Below are 24,607 nucleotides of genomic sequence, written 5' to 3' on the forward strand. Positions count from 1 at the left end.
GCTCAGTACCGCAGGACGGCCGCGATGGACTGACGGTCCGTCAGGGTCTCGTCCGGCACGAAGGTCACCGTGCCGCCGGCTTGGAGGGTGCGCTCGACGATCTCGTCGACGACGTCCTCGCGGATCTCGCCGGTGCCGGTGGGCTGGGCGTCGGCGAGGGCCGGGGCCAGGTGGCCGTCGGTGACCTCGACGGTCTCCTGGTAGTGCTCCTCCACCACGAGCTCGGCCACCCGGCCCTCGGTGACGGCGACCCAGATCTCGTCCAGCCCGGCGGCCAGCGTCTTGCGGCTCGCCGCCTGGTCGAGGCGGGCCAGCGCCGCCTCCCGCTCGGCGCGCACCTGCTCGGCGCGCACCAGGGCCAGGGCCGGCGCCAGCGCGGTCGCCGGGCCGGCGCCCAGCCCGCCCTTCTCCAGCCGGGCGACGATCACCTCGCGGTGCGAAGTGATCGACTCGAAGAGGCTCACCGCCTCCGGCACGCCCACCAGGTAGCACGGGCGCGGCGCTTCCTTGAGCAGCGCGTCCAGGGCGGCATCCACCTCGCGGTAGAAGATCTTGGTGTCCTCGTGGCTGTACACGCTCGGCGTGTCGCCGATCTGCTCCTCGCGTTGCGGGTCGAACTTCTCGGGGTTGGCCGGCCGCTGCGGGAACCCGCCGGCTGTCGACTCCGCCAGGTCAGGACCGGCACCGCTCCACAGACGCACCTGCTCCGCCCCCAGCGTGAGCACCCAGTAGGGCGCGTAGACGGCGCGGGCCGCCACCAGGTTGCGGGTGAGGAAGGTGTCCGAGACCACCACCCGGACCGGGACGGTGCGCGGCAGCTTCCACATCTGGTGCTCGCCGGGCGCCGCGAACAGCAGCAACCCGTCCTGCGCGGCGTGCCGCAGGTCCACCTCGCCGGCCGCCTTGTCCAACTGGTCCAGCACGTCCAGCCGGTCCGCGCGGCCGAGCGTGTCGTCCGCCTCGATCCGGCGGCGCGCCTCGGCCAGCAGGTTCTTCAGCTGCAGCGTGTCCTGCTCGGTCCCGGTGGCCTGCCGATGGGTGGGCATCGCCACGGTGACCGCCGGCCGGGGGCGGGGCGCGGCCAGCGCGGCCAGGATCGCGGGGGTGAGGTCGGTGACGTCCACGGGCGGCCTTCCGATTCGGGATGCGGGACGGGTACGTATCCCACCCTCCCCGCGCCGGTCCGCTCCCGCATCCGGAGCGTGCGCGGGGAGTGCCGGAGGGAGTGGCATCCGGTCGGCCGGGACCCCTGCTTTCGGGTTCCGCCCAGCCTCCTATCGGGGCTTCCGGTGGCGGCCGGCAGGCTTGCGCGGTTGCGGTGCTGGCATGGGAATCATCCCGTCACCCTTGATCCCGTGAAGGATGCGCTGGGCGGTGGGGTAGTCGTCGGCGACGGTGTGGGGCACCCACTCGACCCCGTCCCAGCAGAGGATCAGCCGGGGCTCTGTCGGACGGACGTGGGTGGCCGCCAGCCCGTCCAGCATGACCGCTTTCAGCTCGCCGACCGGCCGCCGCATCGCGTCCCGCCGCGCTGCCCACTGTTCCAGCGGCTCGTCTTCGTCCACCGGGTGCTCCTCTCCTCGGGGTGGCCAGCGTAATGGCTCAGGGGCCGAGCGGTGGCGGAAGCTGGGGTCGGGCAAGCATGAAGGAGATCTGCCCGCCAAGGAACCGGCCGATGGCGGTGCCGTCCTCGCGCACGGTGAGCCGGGCCAGCTCGGAGGAGTACAACCAGCCGCACAGGGTGGCCAGGATGATTCCGCCGGGCCGGGTCTGCGATCCACTCGGGCGGGATCTCCAGCACGCCGCATGTCATGGTGATGCGGTCGTAGGGCGCGCCGTCCTTGTGCCCGAGCAAGCCGTTACCCACCACCAGGTTCGGCCCGTGCCCGCAGACCCCGAGGGCGTTCCGCGCCCGCAGGCTCACTTCCTGGTCCACTTCGACAGAGGTCACCAAGTCATCGCCGAGCCGGTGGCATAGGAGGGCGGTGGAGTATCCGGTGCCTGTTCCGATTTCCAATACCCGCTGACCGTCCACGACTTGGAGGTCCTCGTGCATTCGGACGACCAGGCTCGGCATGGTGCTGGAGGAAGTCGGGGCGCGTAGGATCTCCCCCCGGTAATCGCCCGGCACGATGGTGCCGGCGATTTGCGTCACCAGCGACTCGTCGGCGTAGCAGCGCTCCAACCAGCCATCGGTTCCCGGCATCACCGGCCGCCAAGCGGTCGGCACCGAGTCCCGAACCGGCTCGAAGAAACCACCCCTCAGGAACTCTTGACGCGGTACCGCCTCAACTGCCCGCCGCCACGGCTCAGTACGCAGGTACCCGCCTGCGGCGAGATCGCCGGCGAGCCTCGTGCGCAGCTCGACGTCACTGGTCATCCCGTCTTCCTCTCCAGCAGATCCGCCATCGCCGCGACCATCGGCAGGCCGGTCTCCGGTTCCATCCAGGCCCATTGTCCGGACGGGTTGCACTCCAGGAACCACCATTGCCCACGCCGGTCGATCGCGAAGTCGAAAGCGCCGAACACCAACCCGAAGCGGTTCAGGTAGGCACGCGACTGCTTCTCCAGACCAACCGGCGGCAGCACCACCGAGTACCTCAGGCGACCGTAGTCGGTGCGCCAGTCCAACAGGTCGGAGTCGATGCGGACGTGGAACACCCGGTTGCCGATGACGGTCACCCGTACATCGGCGGCCTTGTCGATGCGCTGCTGGAACAGGTGGGCGGTGCCGACCACGGAATCGTCGATCTCGTCGGCCGCCACGTCCAGGACCTCGACTGTGCAGGACACGCCGTCGATGCGGTAGAGCGGGGTGGAGAGCGGCTTATAGATCACCGGCCCGTGGCGCTTGGTGAAGGCCCGTGCGGCGCCGGGGTCGGAGGTGATCAGGGTCGGGGGAAGCTGGAAGCCGCAGGCGGCGGCGACAGCCAGGCCGGAGGGCTTGAACTCGGCGTCGCCGATCCGGTGGGGGTGGTTGACGTACAGGCAGCCCGGCAGGGATGCCACGACCCCGCCGAGGCCGTACCGGGCTTGGGTGATGGCGAAGCGGGCGTTCTGCTCGTCCAGGTGCGGGAAGGTGAAGCCGGAGGGCCGCCGGTAGTACAGGGATCGCACATTGGCGAGGTCAGCCGTGCGGGTCGGGGTGCTCAGCGTGCCCTTGATGCCGTGAGGCGTGATGGTGGCCGCGAACGACAAGGTGGCCGGGAAGTCCCCGGAGTCGAACCGCACGACCGGGACGCCCCGGCCGTGCAGTTCGTCGATCACCAGGTCGGTCGTGGGGTCATCCAGGTTGGTGACGACCAGAACCGGACCTGGGTTGGTCACTGGTCGCTGTCGTTCCCGGTGTCCTGGTCGCCGCCGCCGGAGCCGCCGGGCCCGGAGCCGTCAGACGGATTGCCGGTGTTGGTGGCCGGGTTGGTGCCGGTGCTGGTGCCATGGCCAGGCACTTTGTGCCCCTGGCATGGAGTCAGGCAGCCACCCCGGTTGCGGTCGCCAGCTTCCGGGCTTGAGCCCTGGTGGACGCTGGTCCGGCCAGCAGGCCGCGGACCATCTCATGGGTCTCGCGGTTCCATCGCGCGGTCTCGGGCGCGGTCTTCACAGCGGCACTCAACAGGCTGGCGACCTGGTCGTGTTCGCTGCGGAGGGCGTGAGCCCGGGCAACCTCGATCAGGTGCCGGGCTCGGCACGGACGGGCGGGCACCGCCTCGGGGGAGACGCGGTCGGCCCACCGCAGAGCCGTGCCGGCTTGCCTCAGCTCCACGGCAACTGTCACACCGTGCAACGGAATCACCCGGGCAGACCCGGAGGTGGGCGAGTGCCAGTACTCTGCGGGCAAGGTTCGCGCGGTAGCTTCGGCTCGATCGAACCATCCCCACGCGCTCCCGGCCTCACCAGCGGCAGCGTGCGTGATCGCAGCATGGAAGGCCATGTCCGCCCATGCCCGCGCCAAAGCCGCCGAATCGCCCTTGACCGGGCCCAGCAATCGGAGCGCTTCCTCAGTGAGCGTCTGGGCACTGTCCCACTGACCGGATTTGCGGAACGCCTCGACGAGGAACCAGCAGGCTTGACCCACGGCTGCCAGATCGCCGGAGGCGCGGGCAGTGGCAAGAGAGCGTTCAGCGACCCGCCAGACCAAGTTGCCGTCTCCCTGGTAGGCCGCGAACATCTGTGTGAGGTTCAACGCGCTGGCATACATGGCCTCAGCACGGCGCCGATCCGAGCACTCCGGGTGGGACGCGGCCGTTGATGCCGCCATCACAAGGCTCGGCAGCAGCTCGGCCAGAGCCGTTCGGTGGTTGCCGGACGCATCCCGGGCTCGCCAAGCAGCGGACAGCTGAGCCGAGATGTGACCCGAATCGGGAACTGGCCCTGCTACCAGCCCGAGTGGCGCGGTGTCGACCGCCCGCCGGACCACGGACAGCGCCGGGTGCTCCGTCCCGGAGAACAGGGCGCGAGGCAGTGACACATCCCCGGTCAGCTGCGACAGATCGTCAATTCCCAAGTGCTCAGCAAGCTTGATCAGGAGGGGCAGCCGGGGCGGGAGGAGACGGCCGTTCTCAACAGCCTTCAGCCAGCTCTCCGACCGCCCCACCAGCCCTGCGAGCGCCGCACGGGACTTGCCGGCACGTTCACGAAACAGCTTGATGCGCATCCCTACGGGTAGCGCCGGATCAAGAGCCATCGCCATGGAAACAGCGTAGAGCCAATCTGCGGTGTCCCAAGCGGTGTCGGTCCCCGCCCATCCGGAGCGTGCGCGGGGAGTGCCGGAGGGGGTGGTGGGGGGCGGTCGTCGGGCGGGGCTGTCGTGGCCGGTGGGCCTACCGGGTGAAACGGGGCCGGCGCTGGATGGGGAGGAACGCTGGCACTCCCTTCTTGTCGGACTGGTGTCAACTTCGCGAGGGTTCGGAGTTGGAGCTATCGGATCCGCCGGGCCGATCCCGTAGCCTGACCCGCGTCATCGGACACACACGCTCCGTGCCCGACCGAGCAGTCCGCACGGAGCATCCCCCTTCTCTGCCAGGAGCCGACATGAGTTCCGACCGCTACCACTGGGATCGCTCGCACCCCGGCCTGACGGCGCTGCGCGAGGCGATCGAGCCCGTGCGCCGGGAGGTCGTCAGCCATCCGATCTACCAGGGGCTGAACTCCTTGGAGCGGGTCCGGACGTTCCAGGAGCGCCATGTGTTCGCGGTCTGGGACTTCATGTCGCTGCTCAAGTGCCTGCAGCGGCGGCTCACTTGCGTGGAGCTCCCGTGGCTGCCGAGCGGGCCGACGGCGAGCCGCCGGTTGATCAACGAGATCGTGCTGGTCGAGGAGAGCGATGAGCTCGGCGACGGCTACATCAGCCACTTCGAGCTCTACCTGGACGGGATGGCCCGGGCCGGCGCCGACACCGGGCCGGTGAACGACTTCCTGCGGCTGCTCGGCAACGGGACCGGCGTGACCGAGGCGGCGAAGTCGGCCGAGATCCCGTCGGCGGCCGCCGAGTTCATGGCGGTCACCTGGGACATCATCGAGAACTCGCCGGTGCACTGCCAGGCCGCGGCGTTCGCGTTCGGCCGCGAGGACCTGATCCCGGAGATGTTCGAGCAGGTGATCCGGATCGAGGACGCGAACGGCCGGCTGACCGTGTTCAAGGACTACCTCGCGCGCCACATCGAGGTGGACGGCGAGCAGCACACGCCGATGGCCATGCAGATGCTGATCGACCTCTGCGGCGACGACAAGGAACGCTGGACCCAGTGCGCCGACACGGTCACCCGCGCGCTGTCCGCCCGGGTCGCCCTGTGGGACGGGATCCTCGCCGACTGCGGCGCGTGAGCCCGAACGGACTCCGAGTGGGGGACTCGGGAGGCCGCTGACCTGGGGGTTTCACAGGTTCACCCGTGCGGGGTGCGGCGCTGCCCGGCTCGTTGGGGAACGAGCTGGGCAGCCCAGTCCCCCACCCCAGGGAGAACCCCCTTGAAGCGCATCCTTCACGCGGCCGGCGTCGTCGCCGCCGCTGCCGCCCTGTGCCTGACCACCGCCACCAGCGCCGGCGCGGCCACCGGGACGCTCGTCCTCAACGGCCAGCGGATCACGAATCCGCAAGGCTGCTACAACTCGGATCTCTGGCCGATGGGAGTCGGCAACGAGACCGACAAGGCCGTGCTCGTCTTCGACGGCGGCGACTGCGATGGGCAGGTCATCGCCTCGCTGCCGCCCGGTCGGAACGGCGTCTTCGAGTTCGGTGCCAGCGTGCGCGTCCCCTGACCGACCGCAGGCCGCCCCCGCCCACGACGGCGGGGGCGGCCTTTTCGCGTGTCACGCCTGCCCGTTGAGCGCCCGCACCGCCGCCCATGGGTGGCCGTGGTGGGCGGCGAGGGCGGCGCGGGCGGCGGTGGGGGTGGCGCCGGTGACCAGGGTGACCAGGGCGGTGGGGGTTTCGTCGGCGCAGGCGGCCAGCACCTCGGCGGCGGTATCCGGGGTGACCTGGCAGGCCGTCACCAGGGTGCGGACGGCGCGCTCGCGCAGCTTGGCGTTGCGGGCGGAGGCGGCGATCATCAGGTTGGACCAGGTGCGGCCGCTGCGCACCATCAAGGCGGTGGAGAAGGCGTTGAGGGCCAGCTTCTGCGCGGTGCCCGCCTTCATCCGGGTGGAGCCGGTGACCACCTCGGGGCCGGTGTCCAGGGCGATGTGCAGGTCGGCCAACTGGGCGATGGGGGCTGCCGGGTCGCCGGAGAGCAGCGCCGTCGCCGCACCGATCGAACGGGCCTCGCGCAGGGCGGCGGCGACGTAGGGGGTGCGGCCGCTGGCGGTGACCCCGATGACCAGGTCGCCGCGGACCGGGGCGTCCTCGGGGTGCTCGTCGGGCGCGTGGTCCTCGGCGTCCTCGCGTGCGGTGCCGCGGGCGCCGGGGCCGCCGGCGAGGTGGGCGATCACGGTCTCGGGGCCGACGCCGTAGGTGGGGCCGAGTTCGACGGCGTCGCCGAGGGCGATCCGGCCGCTGGTGCCGGCACCGTAGTAGTGGATCCGCCGGCCCGCGCGCAGCACGGCGAGGGCGGTGTCCACCAGTTCGGCCAGTTGCGGGAGCGCGGCGCGGACGGCGGCGGGCACGGTGGCGTCCTGGTCGTTGATCAGCTCCAGGAGTTCGAAGGTGCCGAGTCGGTCGATCGTGAGGGTGTCGGGGTTGCGTTGCTCGGTCGGCGGCAGGGAAGGCATCGGCGGCTCCTGGATGTGTGCGTCAACTGCCCGGCAGCGTAGGGGACCAAGCGGGTGAATCGGCGCCGGTAGGGCAGCGGGACGTCGGTATATTGCGGCCATGACAGCACCTGAGCCCCGCCTGAACCTGCGTCAACTCTCCCGCGACAACTACGCCGCGATGCTGAAGCTGACTGCCGTCGTCGACCAGGCCGCCGTGGACGCCGGTCTGGAGAAGCCGCTCCTCGAGCTGGTCCGGATCCGCGCCTCGCAGATCAACGGCTGCGCGTTCTGCCTGGACATGCACACCAAGGACGCCCGGCACGCGGGCGAGACCGAGCAGCGGATCTACGCCCTGAACGCCTGGGCCGAGACCCCCTTCTACACCGAACGCGAGCGCGCCGCCCTGGAGTTCACCGAGGCGGTCACCCTGGTCCACGACGGCCAGGTGCCGGACGACGTCTACCAGCGGACCGCCAAGGTCTTCAGCGAGCCCGAACTCGCCCAGCTGCTCTGGGTGGCGACCGTGATCAATGCCTTCAACCGGCTGGCGATCACCCCGCGCGTACCGGTGGGCGGCTACGTCGCGGGGGATCCGTCCAGCATCTGAAGGCCTACAAACGCGTCAACTCCGCTGCCAGACGGTGTAGTCCTGCTCACCGTGGCTGGTTTCGGCCGGCAGCGTGGCCACCAGGCGGTAGCCGCTGCCGGGGGCCTTGAGGGTGGTGGTCAACTCCTTGTCCAGGGCGGCGGTCGGCCCGTCGTCGAGCACGACCAGGCTGAAGTAGTGGTCGGCGATGGCGGCGCGGTAGGCGGGCAGGTTGGTCAACTGGTGCCCGCTGGCGTCGCCGTACTGGAAGAAGTAGGTGTTGAGCCACTGCTGCGGCTGCGACTGGTCGCGCAGGTAGTAGCGGGGCACCTCGTCCTCCTCCACCAGGTAGCGGTCCTGCCCGGGGTGGACCAGCGGACGCAGCGTGCTGACCAGGCCGGACGAGTCGGGCCAGCCTTCGTACATCGGGCCGGCCGCGTGCCCGGCGTAGAGGGCGAGCACCCCGCAGGCGCCGATCGCGACGCCCGGCACCGCGCGGCGCAGCAGCGGCAGGGCGCCCCGGAAGGCGGGCAGGCCGGAGAGCCCGGCCAGCCCGGCGCCGGCCACGGGTGCCGCGAACAGCAGCCCGAAACCGATGTGCTTGTGCAGCGAGACGCAGGTCCCCAGGTGCGCCTGGTAGACGGTGGCGAGCAGCGCGGTGCCGGCCAGCAGCGCCCCGAGCAGTGCGGGCGCCCAGGAGCGCCGCCGGTGCAGCAGGAACCCGACTCCGACGACGGCGAGCACGAACACCCAGCCGCCCCAGACCAGCGACAACCGCACGATGTTGGCCAGCGGTTCGCCGCCGGCGGCCCGGTTGACCGTGGTCTGGGAGAGCCCGGCCCGCACCTGGGGCCCGGCCAGCGCCAGCCCGAGCGCCGCCAACCCGCCCGTGCCCGCCGCGAGTAGCGCACCGCGCAGCACTCCGCGCCGCCAACTGAGCCCCAGCGCGGGCACGGTGAGCAAGGCGGCGAGTGCCACGGTCGGCAGGTAGAGCGCCGAGGCGTACTTGACGCCGCAGGCGAGCACCAGCGGCAGCGCGGCGGGCATGACCAGCAGCGGTGGGCGGTGAGCGGTGCGCACCGTCCACCAGAGTGCCAGGGCCAGCAGCAGGATTGACGGTGCGTCATAGGTGGCCAGCCGCCCGAGGAACAGGGTGGGCGCGCTGGTGGCGAACAGGGTGCTGCCGATCACGGCGGCCGGCTTGCCGTACAGCCGCCGGGTGGTGGTCCACAGCAGCGCGGTGGCGCCGAGCATCATCAGCAGGCTGAAGGCCCGCACACCCTCCAGGCCGAACGCGTCGTCCATGACGGCCGCCGCCACCGGGTAGAGCACCGGGATGCCCGAGAAGTACGAGGCGTAGTTGTCCCCCACCGGGGTGCCGTGCAGCAGGTGGCCCAGTTCGCCGTGTCCGGCGTAGGCGTACAGCGCCTCGTCCTCGAAGGCGGTGTTGGCCAGCCGGTAGGCCAGCGCGCACTGCACCAGCAGGATGGCGATCAGCGGCAGCCGGTCGGCGACCGCGCTGCGCACCCGCCCGGCCCGCCGCTGCGGCACGGCGTAGACGGACAGGACGTCGATGGCGGTCACTGCCCGCTCCCGGTGTGGTCGACCTTCTGGATGGTGATCTGCTGCTGGCCGGTGCCGAAGGTGGCGACCGTGGTGGAGTGGGCGATGGCGGCGCGCACCGTGGGCAGGCCGTTGGGGTCCTGCCGGATGATCGAGGTGAGCACCACGTAGTCGAGGTCCTGCCAGCCGTGCGGCAGGGTGCGGGTGACGGCCGGGTCGAGGTCGACCTTGTAGAACCAGATGGCGCCGAGCCCGGGTTGGAAGCCGTCCCGCACCGTGTCGAGCCACATTGCGTCGTCGACCACGATCCGCTGGTGGGCGGGGTCGGGGATGTTGGCGCGGATCCAGTCGGCGGCGGCCACGTACTCGTTGTTGGAGTAGGCGGTGTCGGCGGTCTCGTCGCCGGCCTCCCACTGCGGTGCGACCACGCCGGCCAGGGCGATGGCGAGCACGGCGACCAGGTCGCGCGGGCCCAGCCTCCACCGGCCGAGCCCGAGCCAGTCCAGCCGGCCGAGCACTCCGAAGCGCAGCCGCAGCAGGCCGCGCACGCCGGTGTCGGCCATCCCGGCGATGGCCAGCGCGAAGAACGGGATCACCTGGATCACGTACATCGCGGGCAGGTAGCCGTTGGGCCGCATCGCCACCGCGACCAGCAGCACGGCGGCCACCCCGATCTCGCGCAGCCGGCGGACCGCCAGGGCGGCCAGCGCGGCGGCCGTCCCGGCGTAGATCAGCAGCGGGTCGCGCACCAGCCACCAGTGCAGGGTCATGTTGGAGACCGACCCGGCCTTGAGGATGTTGCCGGAGCCGCCGCGGCCCAGCTGGTACTGGAGTGCGCCGATCAGCGAGTTGTGCCCGGCGCCGGGGAAGAGCTCGCCCTTGAGCACCGCGTAGAGCAGGTACTGGGCGCCGATGGTGGAGAACGCGATGAAGAAGCCGACCAGCGAGAACTTGCGGGTGGCCTTGTCGGTGCCGCGCCAGACGGCCATCACCAGGGCCGGCGCGGTGATCAGCATGGTCTCCTTGGAGAGCACCGAGACGGCGGCGCACAGTCCGGCCGCGATGTGGTGCCACAGGTGCCGGCGTGGTGAGAGCGCGCAGGCGAAGGCGGCGAGCATCCAGACGGCGGCGAAGTTGTCCAGGTAGATCTCGCGCTGCATGGTCACCGAGAGCGGTGACAGCCCGAAGACCACGGCGGCCAGTGCGGCGGCCCAGCGCGGCAGGTTGATCCGGCGGCCCACCAGGTAGGTCAGGGCGGTGCCGGCCGCGCTCACCGGCAGCATGATCACCCGGGCGTGCATCACCACCAGGGGGCCGTGCCAGATCAGCGCCGGGATCCAGGAGAGCGCGGCGATCTGCACCCAGCCCAGCGGCGGGTGGTCGTACCAGTAGCTGTAGTGCGCGAGCCCCTTGCCGTGCTGGATCGCCCAGGCCTGCGCGAGGTAGGTGCCCTCGTCGTCGCTGACGGTGGGGAAGTTGTCGATGTTCAGGCCCTGCACCAGGACCACGGCGACCACCAGCAGTGCGGTGATCACCAAGTCCGGTCGGGTGGCAAGCAGTTGGGAGAGTCGGCCGCGGGGGTCGGTCGCGGCCGGCTCGGAGATCGGATCTGGGCGTTCTTCATCCAGAACTGTCGCTACGACAGTCGCCATCGGGTTTCTTCCTCCCCCGGGTCAGGAAGCGGTGCCCGCTTCGACGCCCAGGTGGGCGCCGACGTGGCGGGTGAGTTCCCAGTCCTTGCGCCCGCGCAGCTCGCGCCAGACCGCGCGGATCGCCGCGCCGGCCAGTATGAGCTGGTAGAACGGGCCGCCGATGATCAGCTTCAGATAGTGCGACGGCTTGATCGTCAACTGGTACTGCTTGCCGAAGTCGTGCAGTCCTACGGCTTCAAAAGCGAACATCGCCACCATCGGAATCAGCGGCGAGAAGGAGATCAGCGCCACCACGTCGGGCACCGAGCTGAACAGCGCGACCGCCACCCCGACCAGGATCAGCAGGCCGGAGAAGGCCTGCACGAACGGCGTGGCGAGGGTGTAGCGGGCCAGCAGCCGCTGCCGCAGGCTGGGCAGCGAACGCCAGTCCCGCTTGCGGTACACCTGGAGGAATCCCTGGTTCCACCGGGTGCGCTGCTTGAAGAGGGAGACCACCGAGTCCGGCGTCTCCTCCTTGGTGACCATCGCGGAGTCGTAGGCCACCACGACCTTGGCGCCCTGGCTGGACAGCCGCACCCCCAGGTCGCAGTCCTCGGCCAGGCAGTTCTGGTCCCAGCCGTCGTTGGCCCGCAGCCGGTCGGTGCGCACGAAGACCGTGTTGCCCCCCAACGGGATGAAGCCCTTGGCGGCGTGCAGGTGCAGCCGGCTGCGGAACCAGAAGAAGTACTCCAGGCAGTTGCGCAGGCTGTACCAGCTGGAGTGGAAGTTGATCAGTTGCACGCCACCCTGCACCACGTCGGCCGCGGTGTCGCGGAACGCGTGGTCGACGTGCGACAGCAGGTCCGGGTGGACCTGGTCCTCGGCGTCGAAGACGCCCACCACGTCCCCCCGGCAGGTGGGCAGCGCCGAGTTGAGCGCTTTTGGCTTGTTCTTCTTCTCGTGGGTGTCGGTGACCACGAAGACCTGCTCCGGGTGGAGCGCGGCCAACCGGTGCGCCACCTCGGCGGTGTCCGGGTCGTCGTGCCCGACGATCACGATCACCTCGAAGTCCGGGTGCGTGGACTCCAGGAGGCGCAGCACGGTGCGTTCCAGGACGGCCTGCTCGTGGCGGGCCGGCACCAGCAGCGAGAAGGAGAGCGCCCCGGTCCCGTCGGGGTCGGCGAACTTGGTTGCGGCGAGCGTCTCGGGTGTGCGCCACGCGTGCAGCATCCACCACAGGGTGAATACCGCAACGGCGAAGAGCATGAGTGAGCACAGCACTATGACTGCTGAAATCATGAAAAATGTCCCCCCAGCACGAACCGGTCGAATCCCGGTCCGACACTGGATTATTGACGAAGGTTCAGTGCAGGGGGGCGGTTTCACCTGCTTTTGACTCGCCCGTAACGGCTTGGTTCAGGACAGATCAGGAGGTGTACGCAATCGTCGGCGCGGTGACCGCGAAAGTGTCGGAGGAGGCACCCACACCTGCGGTGAATGCCGCGAGCACCTTGCTGGGCAAGGTGACCGGCACGTCCACCTGTTGGGTGCCGTCGATCTTCACCACCAGGTGGCTCGCGGTGGTGACGGTGATGTCGATCTGGTGACTGCTGCCTTGCAGGGCCGGGATGTTGGTGTCGGCGATCAATGGCGTGATTCCGGAACTGCCGGCCGCGGTGGTGCCGACACCGAGCACCGGGCCGTTGGCCCCGAAGTTGCCGAACACGCAGAGCCCGGTGACCACGGCGTTCAGCCCGGCGGCGCCGAGCCCGCTGCCGCCGCTGCCCAGCGCGCCGGCGCTGTTGCTGGAGGCGTCGAGCAGCGAGAAGGTCATGCCGTCACCGAGTGAGCTGCTGGTGCCGCTGATCTGCTCGGTGAAGGTGGCGTGAAGGCCGAGTGGAGACACCGCCTTGGTGTTGACGATCGACCCGGCAGCGGAGTGCTGGCCGTCGGTGGTCAGATTGACGGTGCCCGCGTTGTCCACTGCGACGCCGTTCAACTGCCAGGAGCTGTCGGTGAATCCGGGCAGGGTGCCACCGCTGGTGGCGGCCGGCTGTCCGGTGCCGGAGAGCGAGACGGTGACCGTGCCACTGGTGGTGGTGATGGTGAAGGTGCTGTTCTGAGCGCCCGTCAGGGTCGGGGTGAAGGTGACCGGAACGGTGATGCGGCCGCCGACCGGCACGGCGGTGCCGCTGCTCGGCAGGGTGGCGCCGAACGGGGCGGCCGGGGCGCTGCTCGCGCTGACCGTCTCGGTGGCGGTGCCGTTGTTGGTCAGCGTCACCGACTGGTTCGCGGTGCTGCCCACGGTCGCCGAGCCGAACACCACGGCGGACGGCGTCGCGGTGAGCGGCTGCGGGCCGCTGGTCGCCGCACCGGGCGGGGTGATCACCACGTTGCTGACCGCGTGCACGTCGGTGGACGCGCCGGTGGAACCGGTGAAGCCGACGTAGGCGCTGGCGGGGATGGTCCCGGCAGTCGGCACGTAGTCCAGCAGCGCCGTGCCGTCCAGCGACACCTTGACGTGCCCGCCGGCCACCGTGACGGCGACGGTGTGGGTGCCGGTGCGCAGATTGCCGGGCGCCTTGGCGTAGGCCAGGTAGGTCAGGTTGTCGTGGCCGCTGCCCGGCCCGGCCGCGATCCCGACGAAGTTGCCCATGCCGGTCTGGCCGCTCCAGGAGCTGACCAGGTCGACGCTGAGTCCGGGCAGTCCGGAGAAGCCGAGCCCGCCGCCGGCCACCCCGGTGGCGGTGGCGCTGCCCTTGGTCGCGTCGACCAGGGCGTAGGTCATCCCGTCACCGCCGCTGCCGCCGCCCAGTTGAGCGGTGAAGGAGGCGGTCAGGCCGTCGGTGGCGACCGGTGAGGTGTAGAAGGCGGAACCGGACTGGTTGCCGGTGGCGGCGGTCAACTGCAGGGTGCCGGGGCCCGGTTGGGTGGTGCTGCCGTTGGTCTGCCAACCGGTGGGCGGGGACGGCAGGTTGGCCAGTCCGGTGCCGGTCAGCTGGACGAACATGTCGCCCTGCCCGGTGTTGCCGGTGACCTCGTAGCTGTCCGCGAGCGGGCCCGCGGTGCTGGGCGAGAAGACCACGGGCACGGCGATGGACTGGTCGGGGCCGATCACGGTGCCCTCGGCGATCGCGTTGGGGCTGCTGAAGGTGCCGACCGGCGCTTTGGCCTTGTTCAACGTCACCGGGATGTTGCCGTCGTTGGTGACGGTGAAGCTCAACTGCTGGGAGCTGGTGCCGACCGGGATCGACCCGAACGCCAGGGTGCTCGGCGTGATGGTCAGATGCCCCTGCCCGGTGATGGCGCTGCCGGTCAGCGGCACGGTGAAGGTGCCCGAGGTGGAGGTGACCGAGAAGTTGTCGTTGTTGGTGCCGGCCACCGTGGGGTTGTAGGTGATGCTGGCGATAAACGAGCCGCCGGGCTGGATCACCGTGCCGACGGCCGGCGCCCCACTGACGGTCCACGGCGCGGCGGGCGAGCCGATCGCGCTGATCGTTTCACTGCCGGTGCCGGTGTTGGTGAACTGCACGCTCGTCGAATCCGGCACCCCGGTCGGCTGGTTGGTGTAGCTGACGCTGGACGGCGCGGTGGCGAAACCGGCCTTCACACCGGAGCCGGTCACCGAGAAGCCCACCGTGCCCACGCTGGTGGCCAGGTTGACGATGCCCGAGGTGGCACCGGCCGCGGTCGGGGTGAAGCTGACCGGAATCGACAGGGTGTCACCGACGGCCATGGTGTGCGGCAGCGTCGGCGCGGTGACCGCGAACGGCGCGGCGGTGCTGACGGCGTTGACGGTGAGCGCCTGGGTGGCGGTCACCGTGAGCGTGCCGGAGCCGCGGGAGCCGACGTTGACGGAGCCGACCGCCACCGGGGAGCCGGTCAGCGCGGAGGCCGCCGGGCGGCCGAAGGACAGCAGGTGCCCGTCCCGGGTGCCGATGTAGACGTGGCCGTTGCTGGTGGTCGGGGTGGTGAACTTGCTCGCGGTGCCGATCGGACCGGACCAGAGCAGGCTGAGCGAACCGTCGGCGTTCGGCGTGCCGTTGTACGCGTACAGCGTGCCGCCGTTGCCGTACATGTCGTTGGCCTTCTCGACCCAGACGGTGGCCGAACCGGCCGTGGTCCCAACGGAACTGACGATCGGCGAACCTTCGTTCAGATAGCCGAAGTTGATGCTCCCCTGGCCGACCAGGGCGAGCGCCGGCGTGCCGTTGCCCGCGGTGCCGATCTTGAAGGCCTGCATCGGGCCGCCGTTGCCGGAGTAGTAGACGTAGCCGCTGCCACCGCCCCAGAACGCCGGGTGGCAGTAGCAGCCGTTGTAGGGGCCCAAGGTCTGCACGTTGGCGTCGGTGCCGTTCGGGCCCTGCGAGTGGCCGCCCAGGTTGTCCCGGTTCAGCAGGAAGATCCGGCCGTCCTTGCCCTCCTCCACCGCCAAGTGCGGTACGGCGGAGGTGCCGTAGCCGTCCGGGATGGCCATCACGCCGCCGGAGCCCAGGTCGCGGTCGTTGGTGTCCAGCATGGTGGCGTCGGACGGGCTGAAGTAGTCGGTCGCCTTCAGCGAGCCGTCGGACTGCACGCCCAGGCTGATGACCGACTCGGACATGGTGCTGGGCGGGTTGCTGCCCGGGCCGGGCGGCGGCGAGACGCCGTTGCCGGTGGAGAACATGATGTGGCCCTGGGCGTCGGCGACCAGGCCGCCGCCCGAATCCCAGATGCCGCCGCCGTGGTTGGCGGTGCCGGTCTCGTCCGCCCACAGCGCGGTCTGGGTGCCGGCGGTGGAGACGCCCGCAACGTAGCCGCGCCAGGCGCCGACGTCGCAGACCGACCCGAAGCCCGCGTACACCACGCCGTTCAACAGCAGCAGCCCCGGCCGCTGCCCCTCCTCGACCGGGTTGAACACCACGCTCGGGTCATTGCCCGGCGAGCCGCCGATCACCACCGGGAAGCCCGGCTTCTCGGCGCCGGTGGCCGGGTTGACCGCGTGCATCTTCCAGAGCGGCGACTGGTGGTACTGGCCGCCGTCCTCCTTGGAGGTGAGGAAGAGGTAGCCGCTGGCCGGGTCGTAGACCGGGGTCGAGGTGATCCCGATGTAGGGGGCCAGGTCGCCGCAGGACCAGCTGGCGCCCGGGGTGGTCACGCCCGAGGCCGGCCAGGGTGCGCCGTAGGTGTCGGTCCACTTGACGGCGCCGGTGGTGGCGTCCATGCCGTAGACGTGATTGGTCTCGGTGGCCACGATCACGGTGCTGCCGAGCACCACCGGTGCGGCGTAGACCTGGCCGTCGACCGCGCTGGAGAACTGCTGGCCGAAGTCGGAGGAGCTGACCTGGGCAGGAGTCAGGCCGGGCTCGTTCTGGTCCCAGCCGGTGCGGTAGTTGTCGACCGAGATGGTGTTGGAGTCGGCGTGCGCGGCCATCGGCCCGGTGAGGGCGAGCGCGGTGGTGCCGAGCGCGAGCAGGGCCGTGCTGAGCAGCGCGGCGGTGGTGCGGTGCCCGGCGCCGGTACGGCGGCGGGCACGGCTGAGCAGTGCTTTCATCTGTGGAACCCCCCTGAGTCCGGACGTGCAGAAGTCCGGACGACTGTGCAGAGGAGCCCAAGCTAGCGATTCGTCAGATCATGTGTATGACGTTTGGTCAACTCTTAGACAATCAGTGGGGAAATGTAGCATGGGGTCCCATCACTGGGAGGACGCCGCTGGTCAGAGCCATCCTCGTTCGTCGGCGACCCGCAGCGCCTCCGTGCGGTTGCGGGTGCCGGTCTTGGCGATGGCGGACGAGGCGTAGTTCCGGACCGTCCCCTCCGACAGGTAGAGCTTTCCGGCGATCTCCGCCACGCCGGCGCCCGAACGGGAGGCGTTCAGCACGTCCCGCTCCCGGGCGGTGAGCGGCGACGCCCCCGCCGCCAAGGTCGCCGCGGCCAGCTCCGGATCCACCACCCGCTCCCCCGCCGCCACCCGCCGGATGGCATCCGCCAGCACCTCGGCCGGTGCGTCCTTCACCACGAAGCCCACCGCGCCCGCCTCCATCGCCCGCCGCAGGTAGCCCGACCGCCCGAAGGTGGTCAGCATCACCACCCTGCAGTCCGGCAACTGCTCGGCCAGCACCGCGGCGGCGGCCAGCCCGTCCAGCCCCGGCATCTCGATGTCCAGCAGCGCCACGTCCGGGCGGTGCTCGCGGGCCGCGTCCACCACCTGGTCACCGCGGCCCACATCGGCCACCACCCGGAAGTCGTCCTCCAGGTCGAGCAGCGCCCGCAGCGCGGTGCGGATCAGCTCCTGGTCGTCCGCCAGCAACAGACGGATCGTCATACCGCGCCTCTCCTGCCGAGATCACAGGGCTACCCGCAACCGCCAACCGTGTGGGTCCAGCGGACCGGCCTCGACGGTACCGCCCGCAGCCGCCACCCGCTCACGCAACCCGGTCAGCCCCTTGCCGTTCCCGGCCGCCGCACCCCCGACCCCGTCGTCGCCGACCCCGTCGTCGCCGATCTCCACCGAGGAGGCGGTGACGGCCACCGTGCACCTGGTCGCCCGGGCATGGCGCACCACATTGGTCAGCCCCTCCCGCACCACCCAGCCGAACAGCTCCCGATCGGCGGCGGCCACCATCTCGGTGGTCGTCGGCAGATCGGCCACCACCCCCGCCGCCCGCAGCAGTTCGCGGCCCCGCGCCAACTCGGCGGCCAGCGTCACCTCGCGGTAGCCCGAGACCGCCGCCCGCACATCGGCCAGCGCCTGCCGGGAGAGGCCCTCCACCGCCGCCATCTCCGCCAGCGCCTCATCCGGGGCCTTGGGTGTGAGGCGCTGCGCCAGGCGGCTCTTCACCGTGATCGCGGTCAGCGAATGGCCGAGCAGGTCGTGCAGATCGCGGGCGATCCGGTTGCGCTCCGCCTCCGACGCCAGCCGGGCCACCTCGGCCCGGGCCGCCACCAGCGCCCGGTTGGTGGCGGCGATCTCTGAGAACGCGCCCGCCACCAGCGCGGTGAAGAACAGCGCCAGCGCCTGGAACACCGCCGGGCCGCTGTTCCACGGGCGCACCGCCCAGGGCACCAGCAGGGCGGCGAGCGTTCCGGCCACCATGGCGTGCGAGGCGTACCGCCGCCGGAACACGGCGAAGAACGCGACGATGACGGTGGCCAGGAAGAAGGCGTCCTCATGGGCGAACGGCAGCGCGGCGACGAACAGCGCCGCCATGACCCCCAGCAGTGCCGTGGACTGCCGCTGCCGGCAAGCGGCCATCGCAGCCGCGGCCGCCAGGTAGACGGCGCCGAAGACGCTGACGATCACGTACCCCGCGACCGCGCCGGCCCCGTGGGCGTACTGCGACACCCCGGCCGCGGCGAGCCCCGGGTAGACCAGCATCCCGTTGGCCAGCATCACCCGCCGCCAGCCCTGCGCCCAGCGCGCCGGGTCGCGGGGTGGGGGTTCGGTTGCGGACTGCACGTGGTTCTGGGGGGCCTGGTGCTGCGGGCCGTCGCCGTTCACGCTCGGATCGCCTCTCTTGCCTGGGCTGGCCTACGGCCTTCGGTTCAGGTCACAGCTGCTCAGGTCACAGCCACTCAGGTCACAGCCACTCAGGTCACGACTGCTCAGGTCACAGCTGCGCGAACAGCTCGCGCAGGTGCCGGCCGTTGGTCACGACGGCCACGCCCAGCAGCAGCAGGCCGCAGGCAACCTGCTCGATCTTCATCCACAGCGGGTACGTCCCCGGCAGCGTCACGATCACCGCGACGACCACCACCAGGATCGGCGACAGGAACCGCAGCCGCCGGTACGCCCCACGCGACCCGGCGGCCGCCCGGTTGGTGAAGAAGAACGTCAGAGCGGCACTGAACGCGACGCCGATCCCCCGACTGGTGACCGCCTGGTTCACCATGGAGTGGTTGTTGTGCATGGCGAAGATGACGACAAGGGTGACCAGGCTCAGCCCGAGGTAGGCGATCACCAGCTGCCGAACGGTACGGAAGGCGCGAACCGTGTCCGGGTGGCTCAGGCCGTTCTGGCCGCTCGGGCTGGTCTGGCTGCTCTTGTTGGTGTTGCTGAAGGTCATGGCATCCATCCTGGCTGTGGGCAGGGCAACCGTGCAGTGTGCTCTTACACGAGAGCTTCATGACAACTGTCATTGGGGGAAGCACGCGTTACGTCACAGCGCCTCTGACGGCTCACCAGCCCAAGGTTGCTCGAAAGCTCATGCCCCCGCCGACCTTGCCGATTGACCCTACTGACGGCTCGTCACCAACATGTCAGTAACAACGACATCTCCCCCAGCCCGAGTTGGGCGGGCCAATGATGACATTCGAGGCTGATCCCTGGGAAGCTGCCGGGTACCTCGATCCCGGCGATGCATCCGCACATTCACGGCACCTCGGACCCGGTGGCGGTCGGCCGTCGCGCTTGCCCCTGCGGGCCGCGGTGGCGAGCCCTTCGAGCATCGACTCCCGGGATGTTCCCGCGCTCGGCCTCCGCCCTCCTCGATGTTCAGCGGGGTGTCGCGATCGAATCCGGTGAACGGTGGATAGCATTTCACATCAGCCTTGGAAATGCCGCCGTCGCATACTCGTCGAAAGGTTTGTGTAATGACCATCATGCCCTCGACAGCGCGATGCCTCGGGTTGGCCATGTTGGTGCTGGGAGTGACCACACCGGCCACGGCGACCCCGACGGCTCCCGAACTGGGGCACTCGGGCCGCTGGCTCACCGACGAGCAGGGTCGGGTGGTCTCCTTGCACGGCGTCAATCTGGTCTACAAGTACCCGCCCTACTTCCCCGCAGCGGGAGGTTTCGGCGAGAAGGACGCCCAGTTCCTGGCGGAGAACGGTTTCAACGCGGTGCGGCTCGGTTTCGCGTGGAACGCGGTCGAACCGCAGCCCGGGGTCTACGACGACAACTACATCGAGCAGATCAAGCAGACCCAGAAGTTGCTGGCCCGGTACCACATCTACAGCCTGGTCGACTCCCATCAGGACGCGTTCAACGAATCGGTGGGCGCGAGTTGGAGCGGGTTCCCCAAGTGGGCGGTGTTCCCCGACGGCCTGCCGGTGCAGCCGAATCCGGGCTTTCCAGCGGTCTACTTCACGAGCCCCGCACAGAACGAAACGTGGGCGAACTTCTGGCACGACCATGCCGCGCCCGACGGCGTCGGGGTGCAGGAACACTATGCGGCCATGTGGGCGCACGTCGCGCAACGCTTCGCCGACCAGCCGCACGTCCTGGGCTACGACCTGATCAATGAGCCGTGGCCCGGCTGGGACTACCCGACGTGCTTCCCGAAGGGCTGCCCTCGGTTCGAGGAAGACGTCCTCGCGCCGTTCGAAGCGAAAGCCATGAACGCCATCCGCCGAGTCGACCGGAAGCACCTGCTGTTCTACGAGCCCGCCCTGACCAACGACTTCGGCACGCCGGACTGGATGCCGAATCCGACCGGCGATCCCAAGGCGGGGATGAGCTTCCACGACTACTGCTTCGGCAAGGTCGACACCTGTGTGACCAACGGATTGGATCGCGCCGCCGCCGACGGTGCCGTCGGGGTGGTGACCGAGTTCGGCGCGACCACGGATTCGGCGAAGCTCACCAGTCTCGCGGATCGGTTCGACGACCACATGGCTTCCTGGACGTTCTGGTCCCCGGCGCAGAATCAGACGCCCAGTCACCCCCAGAAGCCTCCGACCGGCCCCAACCTGATGGACCCGGCGATCGTCCGGCCCTATCCACAGGCTATCGCCGGCACCCCGCAGCAGTGGCACTACGACACCGCGACCGGGACGTTCACCCTCCGGTACAGCGCCCGCCGCGCCGACTCCGGCCAACCGTTCGCCGGTGGCGCCCGCACCGAGGTGTACCTGCCGGCGAGCAACTACCCCGGCGGCTACCGGGTCGAGAGCCAGGGCGCCGACGTCGTGTCGTCACCCGATGCCCGGGTACTCCAACTCACCACCATCCCCGGGCAGGACACCGTGCAGGTGACCGTGACGCGACGGTGACCGGAAACGGCTGAGGCCGTGTGTCTGGGGCGGCCCGCGTCATCGCGGGCCGCCCCAGGCATTGAGCTTCAGCCGCCGAGGATCTCCGAGGACCTGCCTCATCGGCAATCCGCGTCGGCCCGGGTGGCGGGCCGACACGGCGAGTTCAACGCGCTCAGCGGCAATCAGGGCGTGGGGTCGGCGAGGTCGGAGGTGATGCGGGCGTGCAGCTGCTTCATCGCGGCGAGGGTGTCGTCGATCTCGGGGCAGGCGCCCTTCTCGACGGCCAGGGCGTCGAGCCTGCGGCCGAGGGCACGCAGGTCGGCGAGCGCTGCGTGGCGGTCGAACGGGTCGTCGAGGGTGTAGCCGGGCTCGGGGGTGCTCGGGGTGCTCATCGCGGGGGCTGCCTTTCGTACAAGGTTTTGAGAATTGGGGATGAGTGAGGTGAGTCAGGTCAGGTCGCGGGGCGCCGCGCCGCCCAGGGTGGCGCGGCGCAGCATGCGGTTGGCACGCTCGAAGCCGAACAAGCACCAGGGGACGGCGACTTGGGCACCACCTTCGACGGTGACCACCGGCCCCGGGGCGACCAGGGTGGGGCGGCCGCAGCAGTGACAACGACCCGGCCGCCACTTGGTGATGGGCGGCACGGGGATCTGCCAACCTCTGGTCACCGCCCGTCCTTTCGGATGCGGCAGCCTTCCGCCGTGGTGAGGACCGGCCCGCCGGTGGTGCGGGAGGGGCGGATGGGACTGGTCACGGCGCCACCTGGGAGTTCGTCCTGACCGTGGGGGTCACCGGGCCCAACTTGGGCTCGTCATGGACGGGTTCGATCTCCGACGCGGGGACCTCCCACTCGTACCCACCGCGCGGGGGCCGCAGGTAGACGGTGGGGTGCTTCTCGTAACCGGGGCCCATATAGGTCCCGACCCGTCCGGTGGTGAGATCCCGGACGAGCTCCCCGAGTTGGGGGGCGTACAGCGCCCGGGGAGGGTGCGAGGGGTTGGGGTGCACACTCATCGCGGTCGCTCCTTTCTGTGATCGAGCAGTAACAGCATCGGCAAATGGAGCTACGCTCGAAAGGCCCCCGCACTTGACACTTGCTCCAAGGGGGACTCAGATCCGAAAGGGTGATCGACCATGCGGCGCACCGAACTTGACCCCTCCGCCGGCCCCGGCGCCGCCTTCGGCGTGCAGCTGCGCAGGTCGCGAGAGGCGCTGGGGCTCTCGCAGGTGACCTTCGGCAAGCAGATCGGGTACAGCGACACGTTCATCTCGTGCGTCGAACGGGCGACGAGGAATCCCTCCTACGACTTCGCCGTGAAGTCGGACAAGGCGTTGCTCACGGGTGGGACGCTGGAGTTGATGTGGTGGTCGCTGAGGCACAAGGCGCTGCTCGAAGGCTTCCCGGAGTACGCGGCCCAGGAGGCCAAGGCGGCGGAGATCCGTCACTTCGAGCTTGGGATCATCCCTGGGCTACTCCAAACCCCGGAGTACGCCAAGGCCTTCGCCATGGCGGCGGTGCGGCGGGGCAGCGTCACCAAGGAGGAAGCGGAGGAGCGATTGGAGTTCCTGGCTTCCCGTCAGCGCCGCCTGGAACGCGCGGACGGCCCGCTGCTGCACGTGGTCCTGGACGAGGGGGCCATCCGGCGCCCGGTCGGAGGACCGGCCGTGATGCGGCGTCAGTTCCGGCGCATCGAGGAGCTGTCGGAGCGGCCCAACGTGACGATCCAGATCGCACCGTTCAGCCTCGCCGAGGAGCTGCCGTTCTCGAAGACCGTCACACTGCTGACCTTGGCCGATCGCTCGGTGCTGGCCTACTCGGAGTGCCAGTTGCGCGGCTTCCTGGAACGCGAAGTCAAGACTGCTCGGAGTTGGGAGAGGGCGTACCATCACCTGCAGGTGGAAGCCCTATCGAAGGGCGCGACCCTGGAAGTGCTCCGCAAAGCTTGAAAGGAACGCCATGCCCCGCCCGCTCGACGTAGACCTCTCAGGCGCCGCCTGGTTCAAGTCCAAGTACAGCGACAACGGCGGGACGTGCGTAGAGGTCGCCGCGAACATCACCGGTGTCGTTCCCGTCCGCGACTCCAAGAACCCCACCGGCCCGGCCCTGGTCTTCACCCCCGAGGCCTTCGCTGCCTTCGTCACCGGCGTCAAGAACAACACCATCTGACGCACCCTCGGGACACCGAACCCTCTGGCCCGCCAGGACCAGAGGGTTTCCCATGCCCGCACACCGGTTACCAACCCGAACGTCGGCCCGATCCGCGCGCCACGAAAGGACGTTCACCCATGAACCACGCCCCCACCCCCACCTGGTTCAAGTCCTCCCGCAGCAACAACGGCGGCAGCTGCGTCGAGGTCTCCCCCAGCCTCCCGACCACCGTCCCCGTCCGCGACTCCACCAACCCCGCCGGCCCCGCCCTCACCTTCCCCCGCGACGCCTTCGCCGCCTTCGTCGCCGAACTCAAGAACGGCACCCTTGCCACCACCTGATGCGCTGCCCTCGGAATGATGCAGGGCATGGACATGGGTGTGTACAGCGTGCTGGTCTTCCCACGGGAAGCGGTGGCCCGCGATGTCGCTCGGGAACTGTCGGACGCGGGATGCCGGTTGGTAGCGGTTCGGGCGAGCGAGGGCGAGGGGCTGTGGGACGTCGCCTCCCTTGCCGTCTACCCGGTGCCCGAGGAGGGGCCGGAGCTTCTGGTGCCTCTCGTGCAGCACGAGAAGCGCGGGCTCGCAGCGTTGGCCCGCAGCCGGGGCGGCGCCCTGCTCACGCACCTCTACAGTTCGGCGGGCGGTGTACCTGCCTTCTCCCGTAAGGGACTCGTGCATGAGGACGCCACGGCCCGTATCGCGCTCCCCGACCCGCTGCCGGGCCCGCGGCCACTGCCGCCGCGTGCGCCGCAGTGGGAGGGCCTGTACTTCGGCAACCCCGGGACGGAGATCCGCGAGGCGGTCGCCGTTGCGAAGCGGATGTACGGAACACCCGCCGCCGCGCCCCACCTTCTCGAGTTCCTCATGGACGACGCGTCCCCCGAGGGGCTCGAAGAAGACGGCGAGGGCACCCGGGAGTTCCTGGCGGACCTGGTGAGGATGGCGCACCACATGCCCACCCGGGACGACGGTGCGGTGCTGATCATCCCTTACCTGGCCGAACTTGCCCGCTCGCAGGCCCTTTCGCCCGGTGCCCGAGCGAGCCTGCTCCACGTGCTGCTCGGCTTCGCCTCGGAACTGGACGCTGCGATCGCCGGCTTTGCCGACTGGAGTGCGATGGGTGGCCGGGTCGAACTCCGGTACTTCACGCGTCTGCGGGACGCCGTTGTGGCACAGGTTCCGCGTCTCGTCCCGCTCTGGGAGCGCGAGAGCGACGCCGCTCGCCTCGTACTCGTGGCACTCGCCGCCTTCTGCCCGGCTCAGACCGCATCCCTCGTGCGTCCCCGCCTGGCCGACATCCCGGCGCCCCAAGGCACCGACCGCGCCGATGCACTCGCCTTGGCGGCCGCCCTGCTCGGTGAGGACACCGACGCCCTGGACACGGCGTTGCGTCAGATGGCCACCTGGGACGACGCCATCGCCGAACAACTCGAAAGCCCGCACACCCCCCGCCCTCAAGCCGCCCGCACGGCCCTGGCAGCCTGCGTCAGACGCGACCTTCCCGTTGCCGTCAAGCTGCCGTAGTGGAGGCAGC

General features: G+C 70.1%; 25 protein-coding genes and 2 pseudogenes. 8 read left to right on the forward strand and 19 right to left on the reverse strand.

The genetic code is table 11. The annotated features are described in order from the left end of the window. Window positions 1–2 precede the first annotated feature (2 nt). The 7 genes and pseudogenes from E6W39_RS09710 to E6W39_RS09730 form a co-directional block, all read right to left on the reverse strand. Complete coding sequence (locus E6W39_RS09710) at window positions 3–1,124, reverse strand: baeRF3 domain-containing protein (protein WP_228718048.1); 1,122 nt, start codon at window positions 1,122–1,124, stop codon at window positions 3–5. Window positions 1,125–1,274: 150 nt separating this feature from the next. Continuing rightward, on the reverse strand, window positions 1,275–1,565 hold the full coding sequence (locus E6W39_RS09715) for a DUF6087 family protein (RefSeq protein ID WP_141633193.1): 291 nt from the start codon (window positions 1,563–1,565) through the stop codon (window positions 1,275–1,277). 37 nt (window positions 1,566–1,602) lie between these two features. Beyond that, window positions 1,603–1,728, reverse strand: coding sequence for a hypothetical protein (locus tag E6W39_RS42740; protein ID WP_267286790.1), 126 nt, complete (start codon window positions 1,726–1,728; stop codon window positions 1,603–1,605). Window positions 1,729–1,831: 103 nt separating this feature from the next. After that, window positions 1,832–2,488, reverse strand: a pseudogene (locus tag E6W39_RS43445) (hypothetical protein); the annotation flags it as partial. Then, complete coding sequence (tgmB, locus tag E6W39_RS09725) at window positions 2,377–3,327, reverse strand: ATP-grasp ribosomal peptide maturase (RefSeq protein WP_141633194.1); 951 nt, start codon at window positions 3,325–3,327, stop codon at window positions 2,377–2,379. The pseudogene E6W39_RS43445 and the gene tgmB, both read right to left, overlap by 112 nt. Beyond that, window positions 3,324–3,449 (reverse strand): annotated as a pseudogene (locus E6W39_RS42750) (putative ATP-grasp-modified RiPP); the annotation flags it as partial. The gene tgmB and the pseudogene E6W39_RS42750, both read right to left, overlap by 4 nt. Window positions 3,450–3,469: 20 nt before the next feature. Beyond that, window positions 3,470–4,690, reverse strand: coding sequence for a helix-turn-helix domain-containing protein (locus E6W39_RS09730; protein ID WP_141633195.1), 1,221 nt, complete (start codon window positions 4,688–4,690; stop codon window positions 3,470–3,472). Window positions 4,691–5,031: 341 nt separating this feature from the next. Here E6W39_RS09730 and E6W39_RS09735 point away from each other — a divergent pair, with 341 nt between their 5' ends. Together E6W39_RS09735 and E6W39_RS09740 are read left to right on the forward strand one after the other, a co-directional pair. Next, window positions 5,032–5,823: a DUF3050 domain-containing protein gene (locus E6W39_RS09735; protein ID WP_141633196.1), complete on the forward strand. Its 792-nt coding sequence runs from the start codon at window positions 5,032–5,034 to the stop codon at window positions 5,821–5,823. Between the two features lie 141 nt (window positions 5,824–5,964). Then, on the forward strand, window positions 5,965–6,255 hold the full coding sequence (locus E6W39_RS09740; protein WP_141633197.1) for a hypothetical protein: 291 nt from the start codon (window positions 5,965–5,967) through the stop codon (window positions 6,253–6,255). A 51-nt stretch (window positions 6,256–6,306) separates the two neighbouring features. Here the strand turns inward: E6W39_RS09740 and E6W39_RS09745 are convergent, their stop codons facing one another. After that, window positions 6,307–7,203 (reverse strand): N-acetylmuramic acid 6-phosphate etherase, encoded by an 897-nt coding sequence (locus tag E6W39_RS09745; RefSeq protein ID WP_141633198.1) that lies wholly within the window; start codon window positions 7,201–7,203, stop codon window positions 6,307–6,309. A gap of 100 nt (window positions 7,204–7,303) precedes the next feature. On the opposite strand from E6W39_RS09745, the gene E6W39_RS09750 reads away from it, so the two are divergent. Continuing rightward, window positions 7,304–7,792 carry a carboxymuconolactone decarboxylase family protein gene (locus E6W39_RS09750; protein ID WP_141633199.1) on the forward strand — a complete coding sequence of 163 codons (489 nt, stop codon included), beginning with the start codon at window positions 7,304–7,306 and terminating at the stop codon, window positions 7,790–7,792. Window positions 7,793–7,807: 15 nt separating this feature from the next. On the opposite strand, the gene E6W39_RS09755 is transcribed toward E6W39_RS09750, so the two are convergent. The 8 genes from E6W39_RS09755 to E6W39_RS09790 all read right to left on the reverse strand — a co-directional run bounded on the left by E6W39_RS09755 (window position 7,808) and on the right by E6W39_RS09790 (window position 19,010). Next, entirely contained in the window at window positions 7,808–9,355 is a 1,548-nt protein-coding gene (locus E6W39_RS09755; RefSeq protein ID WP_141633200.1) for an ArnT family glycosyltransferase, read from the reverse strand. Beyond that, window positions 9,352–10,986: an ArnT family glycosyltransferase gene (locus E6W39_RS09760; protein ID WP_141633201.1), complete on the reverse strand. Its 1,635-nt coding sequence runs from the start codon at window positions 10,984–10,986 to the stop codon at window positions 9,352–9,354. The genes E6W39_RS09755 and E6W39_RS09760 overlap by 4 nt, the downstream gene beginning before the upstream one ends. Window positions 10,987–11,007: 21 nt before the next feature. Continuing rightward, window positions 11,008–12,264, reverse strand: coding sequence for a glycosyltransferase (locus E6W39_RS09765; RefSeq protein WP_141633202.1), 1,257 nt, complete (start codon window positions 12,262–12,264; stop codon window positions 11,008–11,010). 127 nt (window positions 12,265–12,391) lie between these two features. Continuing rightward, complete coding sequence (locus E6W39_RS42755; protein ID WP_141633203.1) at window positions 12,392–16,498, reverse strand: choice-of-anchor D domain-containing protein; 4,107 nt, start codon at window positions 16,496–16,498, stop codon at window positions 12,392–12,394. A gap of 162 nt (window positions 16,499–16,660) precedes the next feature. Then, window positions 16,661–17,269, reverse strand: a complete 609-nt coding sequence (locus tag E6W39_RS09775; RefSeq protein ID WP_101383363.1) for a response regulator transcription factor — start codon at window positions 17,267–17,269, stop codon at window positions 16,661–16,663. Between the two features lie 21 nt (window positions 17,270–17,290). Beyond that, window positions 17,291–18,445 (reverse strand): sensor histidine kinase, encoded by a 1,155-nt coding sequence (locus tag E6W39_RS09780; protein ID WP_228718049.1) that lies wholly within the window; start codon window positions 18,443–18,445, stop codon window positions 17,291–17,293. Between the two features lie 30 nt (window positions 18,446–18,475). Then, on the reverse strand, window positions 18,476–18,553 hold the full coding sequence (locus E6W39_RS44015; protein WP_141637640.1) for a pentapeptide repeat-containing protein: 78 nt from the start codon (window positions 18,551–18,553) through the stop codon (window positions 18,476–18,478). A gap of 1 nt (window position 18,554) precedes the next feature. Further along, on the reverse strand, window positions 18,555–19,010 hold the full coding sequence (locus E6W39_RS09790) for a hypothetical protein (protein ID WP_141633204.1): 456 nt from the start codon (window positions 19,008–19,010) through the stop codon (window positions 18,555–18,557). Window positions 19,011–19,500: 490 nt separating this feature from the next. Here E6W39_RS09790 and E6W39_RS09795 point away from each other — a divergent pair, with 490 nt between their 5' ends. After that, window positions 19,501–20,940, forward strand: coding sequence for a cellulase family glycosylhydrolase (locus E6W39_RS09795; RefSeq protein ID WP_228718635.1), 1,440 nt, complete (start codon window positions 19,501–19,503; stop codon window positions 20,938–20,940). Window positions 20,941–21,104: 164 nt separating this feature from the next. Here E6W39_RS09795 and E6W39_RS09800 read toward each other — a convergent pair whose 3' ends face one another. The 3 genes from E6W39_RS09800 to E6W39_RS09810 all read right to left on the reverse strand — a co-directional run bounded on the left by E6W39_RS09800 (window position 21,105) and on the right by E6W39_RS09810 (window position 21,936). Continuing rightward, window positions 21,105–21,314: a hypothetical protein gene (locus tag E6W39_RS09800; protein WP_141633206.1), complete on the reverse strand. Its 210-nt coding sequence runs from the start codon at window positions 21,312–21,314 to the stop codon at window positions 21,105–21,107. 54 nt (window positions 21,315–21,368) lie between these two features. Continuing rightward, entirely contained in the window at window positions 21,369–21,590 is a 222-nt protein-coding gene (locus E6W39_RS09805; protein WP_141633207.1) for a hypothetical protein, read from the reverse strand. A gap of 82 nt (window positions 21,591–21,672) precedes the next feature. Next, window positions 21,673–21,936: a hypothetical protein gene (locus E6W39_RS09810; protein WP_141633208.1), complete on the reverse strand. Its 264-nt coding sequence runs from the start codon at window positions 21,934–21,936 to the stop codon at window positions 21,673–21,675. Window positions 21,937–22,056: 120 nt separating this feature from the next. Between E6W39_RS09810 and E6W39_RS09815 the strand changes: the two genes are divergently transcribed. From E6W39_RS09815 to E6W39_RS09830, 4 genes are all read left to right on the forward strand, one after another. Continuing rightward, on the forward strand, window positions 22,057–22,869 hold the full coding sequence (locus E6W39_RS09815) for a helix-turn-helix domain-containing protein (RefSeq protein WP_141633209.1): 813 nt from the start codon (window positions 22,057–22,059) through the stop codon (window positions 22,867–22,869). Between the two features lie 10 nt (window positions 22,870–22,879). Beyond that, window positions 22,880–23,089 (forward strand): DUF397 domain-containing protein, encoded by a 210-nt coding sequence (locus E6W39_RS09820; protein WP_141633210.1) that lies wholly within the window; start codon window positions 22,880–22,882, stop codon window positions 23,087–23,089. 119 nt (window positions 23,090–23,208) lie between these two features. Beyond that, entirely contained in the window at window positions 23,209–23,412 is a 204-nt protein-coding gene (locus tag E6W39_RS09825; protein ID WP_141633211.1) for a DUF397 domain-containing protein, read from the forward strand. A gap of 39 nt (window positions 23,413–23,451) precedes the next feature. After that, on the forward strand, window positions 23,452–24,597 hold the full coding sequence (locus tag E6W39_RS09830; RefSeq protein WP_141633212.1) for a hypothetical protein: 1,146 nt from the start codon (window positions 23,452–23,454) through the stop codon (window positions 24,595–24,597). Window positions 24,598–24,607 lie beyond the last annotated feature (10 nt).

Source organism: Kitasatospora acidiphila, assembly GCF_006636205.1.
Lineage (GTDB): Bacteria > Actinomycetota > Actinomycetes > Streptomycetales > Streptomycetaceae > Kitasatospora > Kitasatospora acidiphila.

What these genes read in the sequence shown, in the direction of transcription:
- E6W39_RS09790 (WP_141633204.1), bottom strand. Translation starts at nt 19,010, where the DNA reads ATGACCTTCAGCAACACCAACAAGAGCAGCCAGACCAGCCCGAGCGGC.
- E6W39_RS09810 (WP_141633208.1), bottom strand. Translation starts at nt 21,936, where the DNA reads ATGAGTGTGCACCCCAACCCCTCGCACCCTCCCCGGGCGCTGTACGCC.
- E6W39_RS09760 (WP_141633201.1), bottom strand. Translation starts at nt 10,986, where the DNA reads ATGGCGACTGTCGTAGCGACAGTTCTGGATGAAGAACGCCCAGATCCG.
- E6W39_RS09730 (WP_141633195.1), bottom strand. Translation starts at nt 4,690, where the DNA reads ATGGCGATGGCTCTTGATCCGGCGCTACCCGTAGGGATGCGCATCAAG.
- E6W39_RS42755 (WP_141633203.1), bottom strand. Translation starts at nt 16,498, where the DNA reads ATGAAAGCACTGCTCAGCCGTGCCCGCCGCCGTACCGGCGCCGGGCAC.
- E6W39_RS09815 (WP_141633209.1), top strand. Translation starts at nt 22,057, where the DNA reads ATGCGGCGCACCGAACTTGACCCCTCCGCCGGCCCCGGCGCCGCCTTC.
- E6W39_RS09735 (WP_141633196.1), top strand. Translation starts at nt 5,032, where the DNA reads ATGAGTTCCGACCGCTACCACTGGGATCGCTCGCACCCCGGCCTGACG.
- E6W39_RS09825 (WP_141633211.1), top strand. Translation starts at nt 23,209, where the DNA reads ATGAACCACGCCCCCACCCCCACCTGGTTCAAGTCCTCCCGCAGCAAC.
- E6W39_RS09820 (WP_141633210.1), top strand. Translation starts at nt 22,880, where the DNA reads ATGCCCCGCCCGCTCGACGTAGACCTCTCAGGCGCCGCCTGGTTCAAG.
- E6W39_RS09765 (WP_141633202.1), bottom strand. Translation starts at nt 12,264, where the DNA reads ATGATTTCAGCAGTCATAGTGCTGTGCTCACTCATGCTCTTCGCCGTT.
- E6W39_RS09775 (WP_101383363.1), bottom strand. Translation starts at nt 17,269, where the DNA reads ATGACGATCCGTCTGTTGCTGGCGGACGACCAGGAGCTGATCCGCACC.
- E6W39_RS09750 (WP_141633199.1), top strand. Translation starts at nt 7,304, where the DNA reads ATGACAGCACCTGAGCCCCGCCTGAACCTGCGTCAACTCTCCCGCGAC.
- E6W39_RS09745 (WP_141633198.1), bottom strand. Translation starts at nt 7,203, where the DNA reads ATGCCTTCCCTGCCGCCGACCGAGCAACGCAACCCCGACACCCTCACG.
- E6W39_RS09800 (WP_141633206.1), bottom strand. Translation starts at nt 21,314, where the DNA reads ATGAGCACCCCGAGCACCCCCGAGCCCGGCTACACCCTCGACGACCCG.
- E6W39_RS09795 (WP_228718635.1), top strand. Translation starts at nt 19,501, where the DNA reads ATGCCGCCGTCGCATACTCGTCGAAAGGTTTGTGTAATGACCATCATG.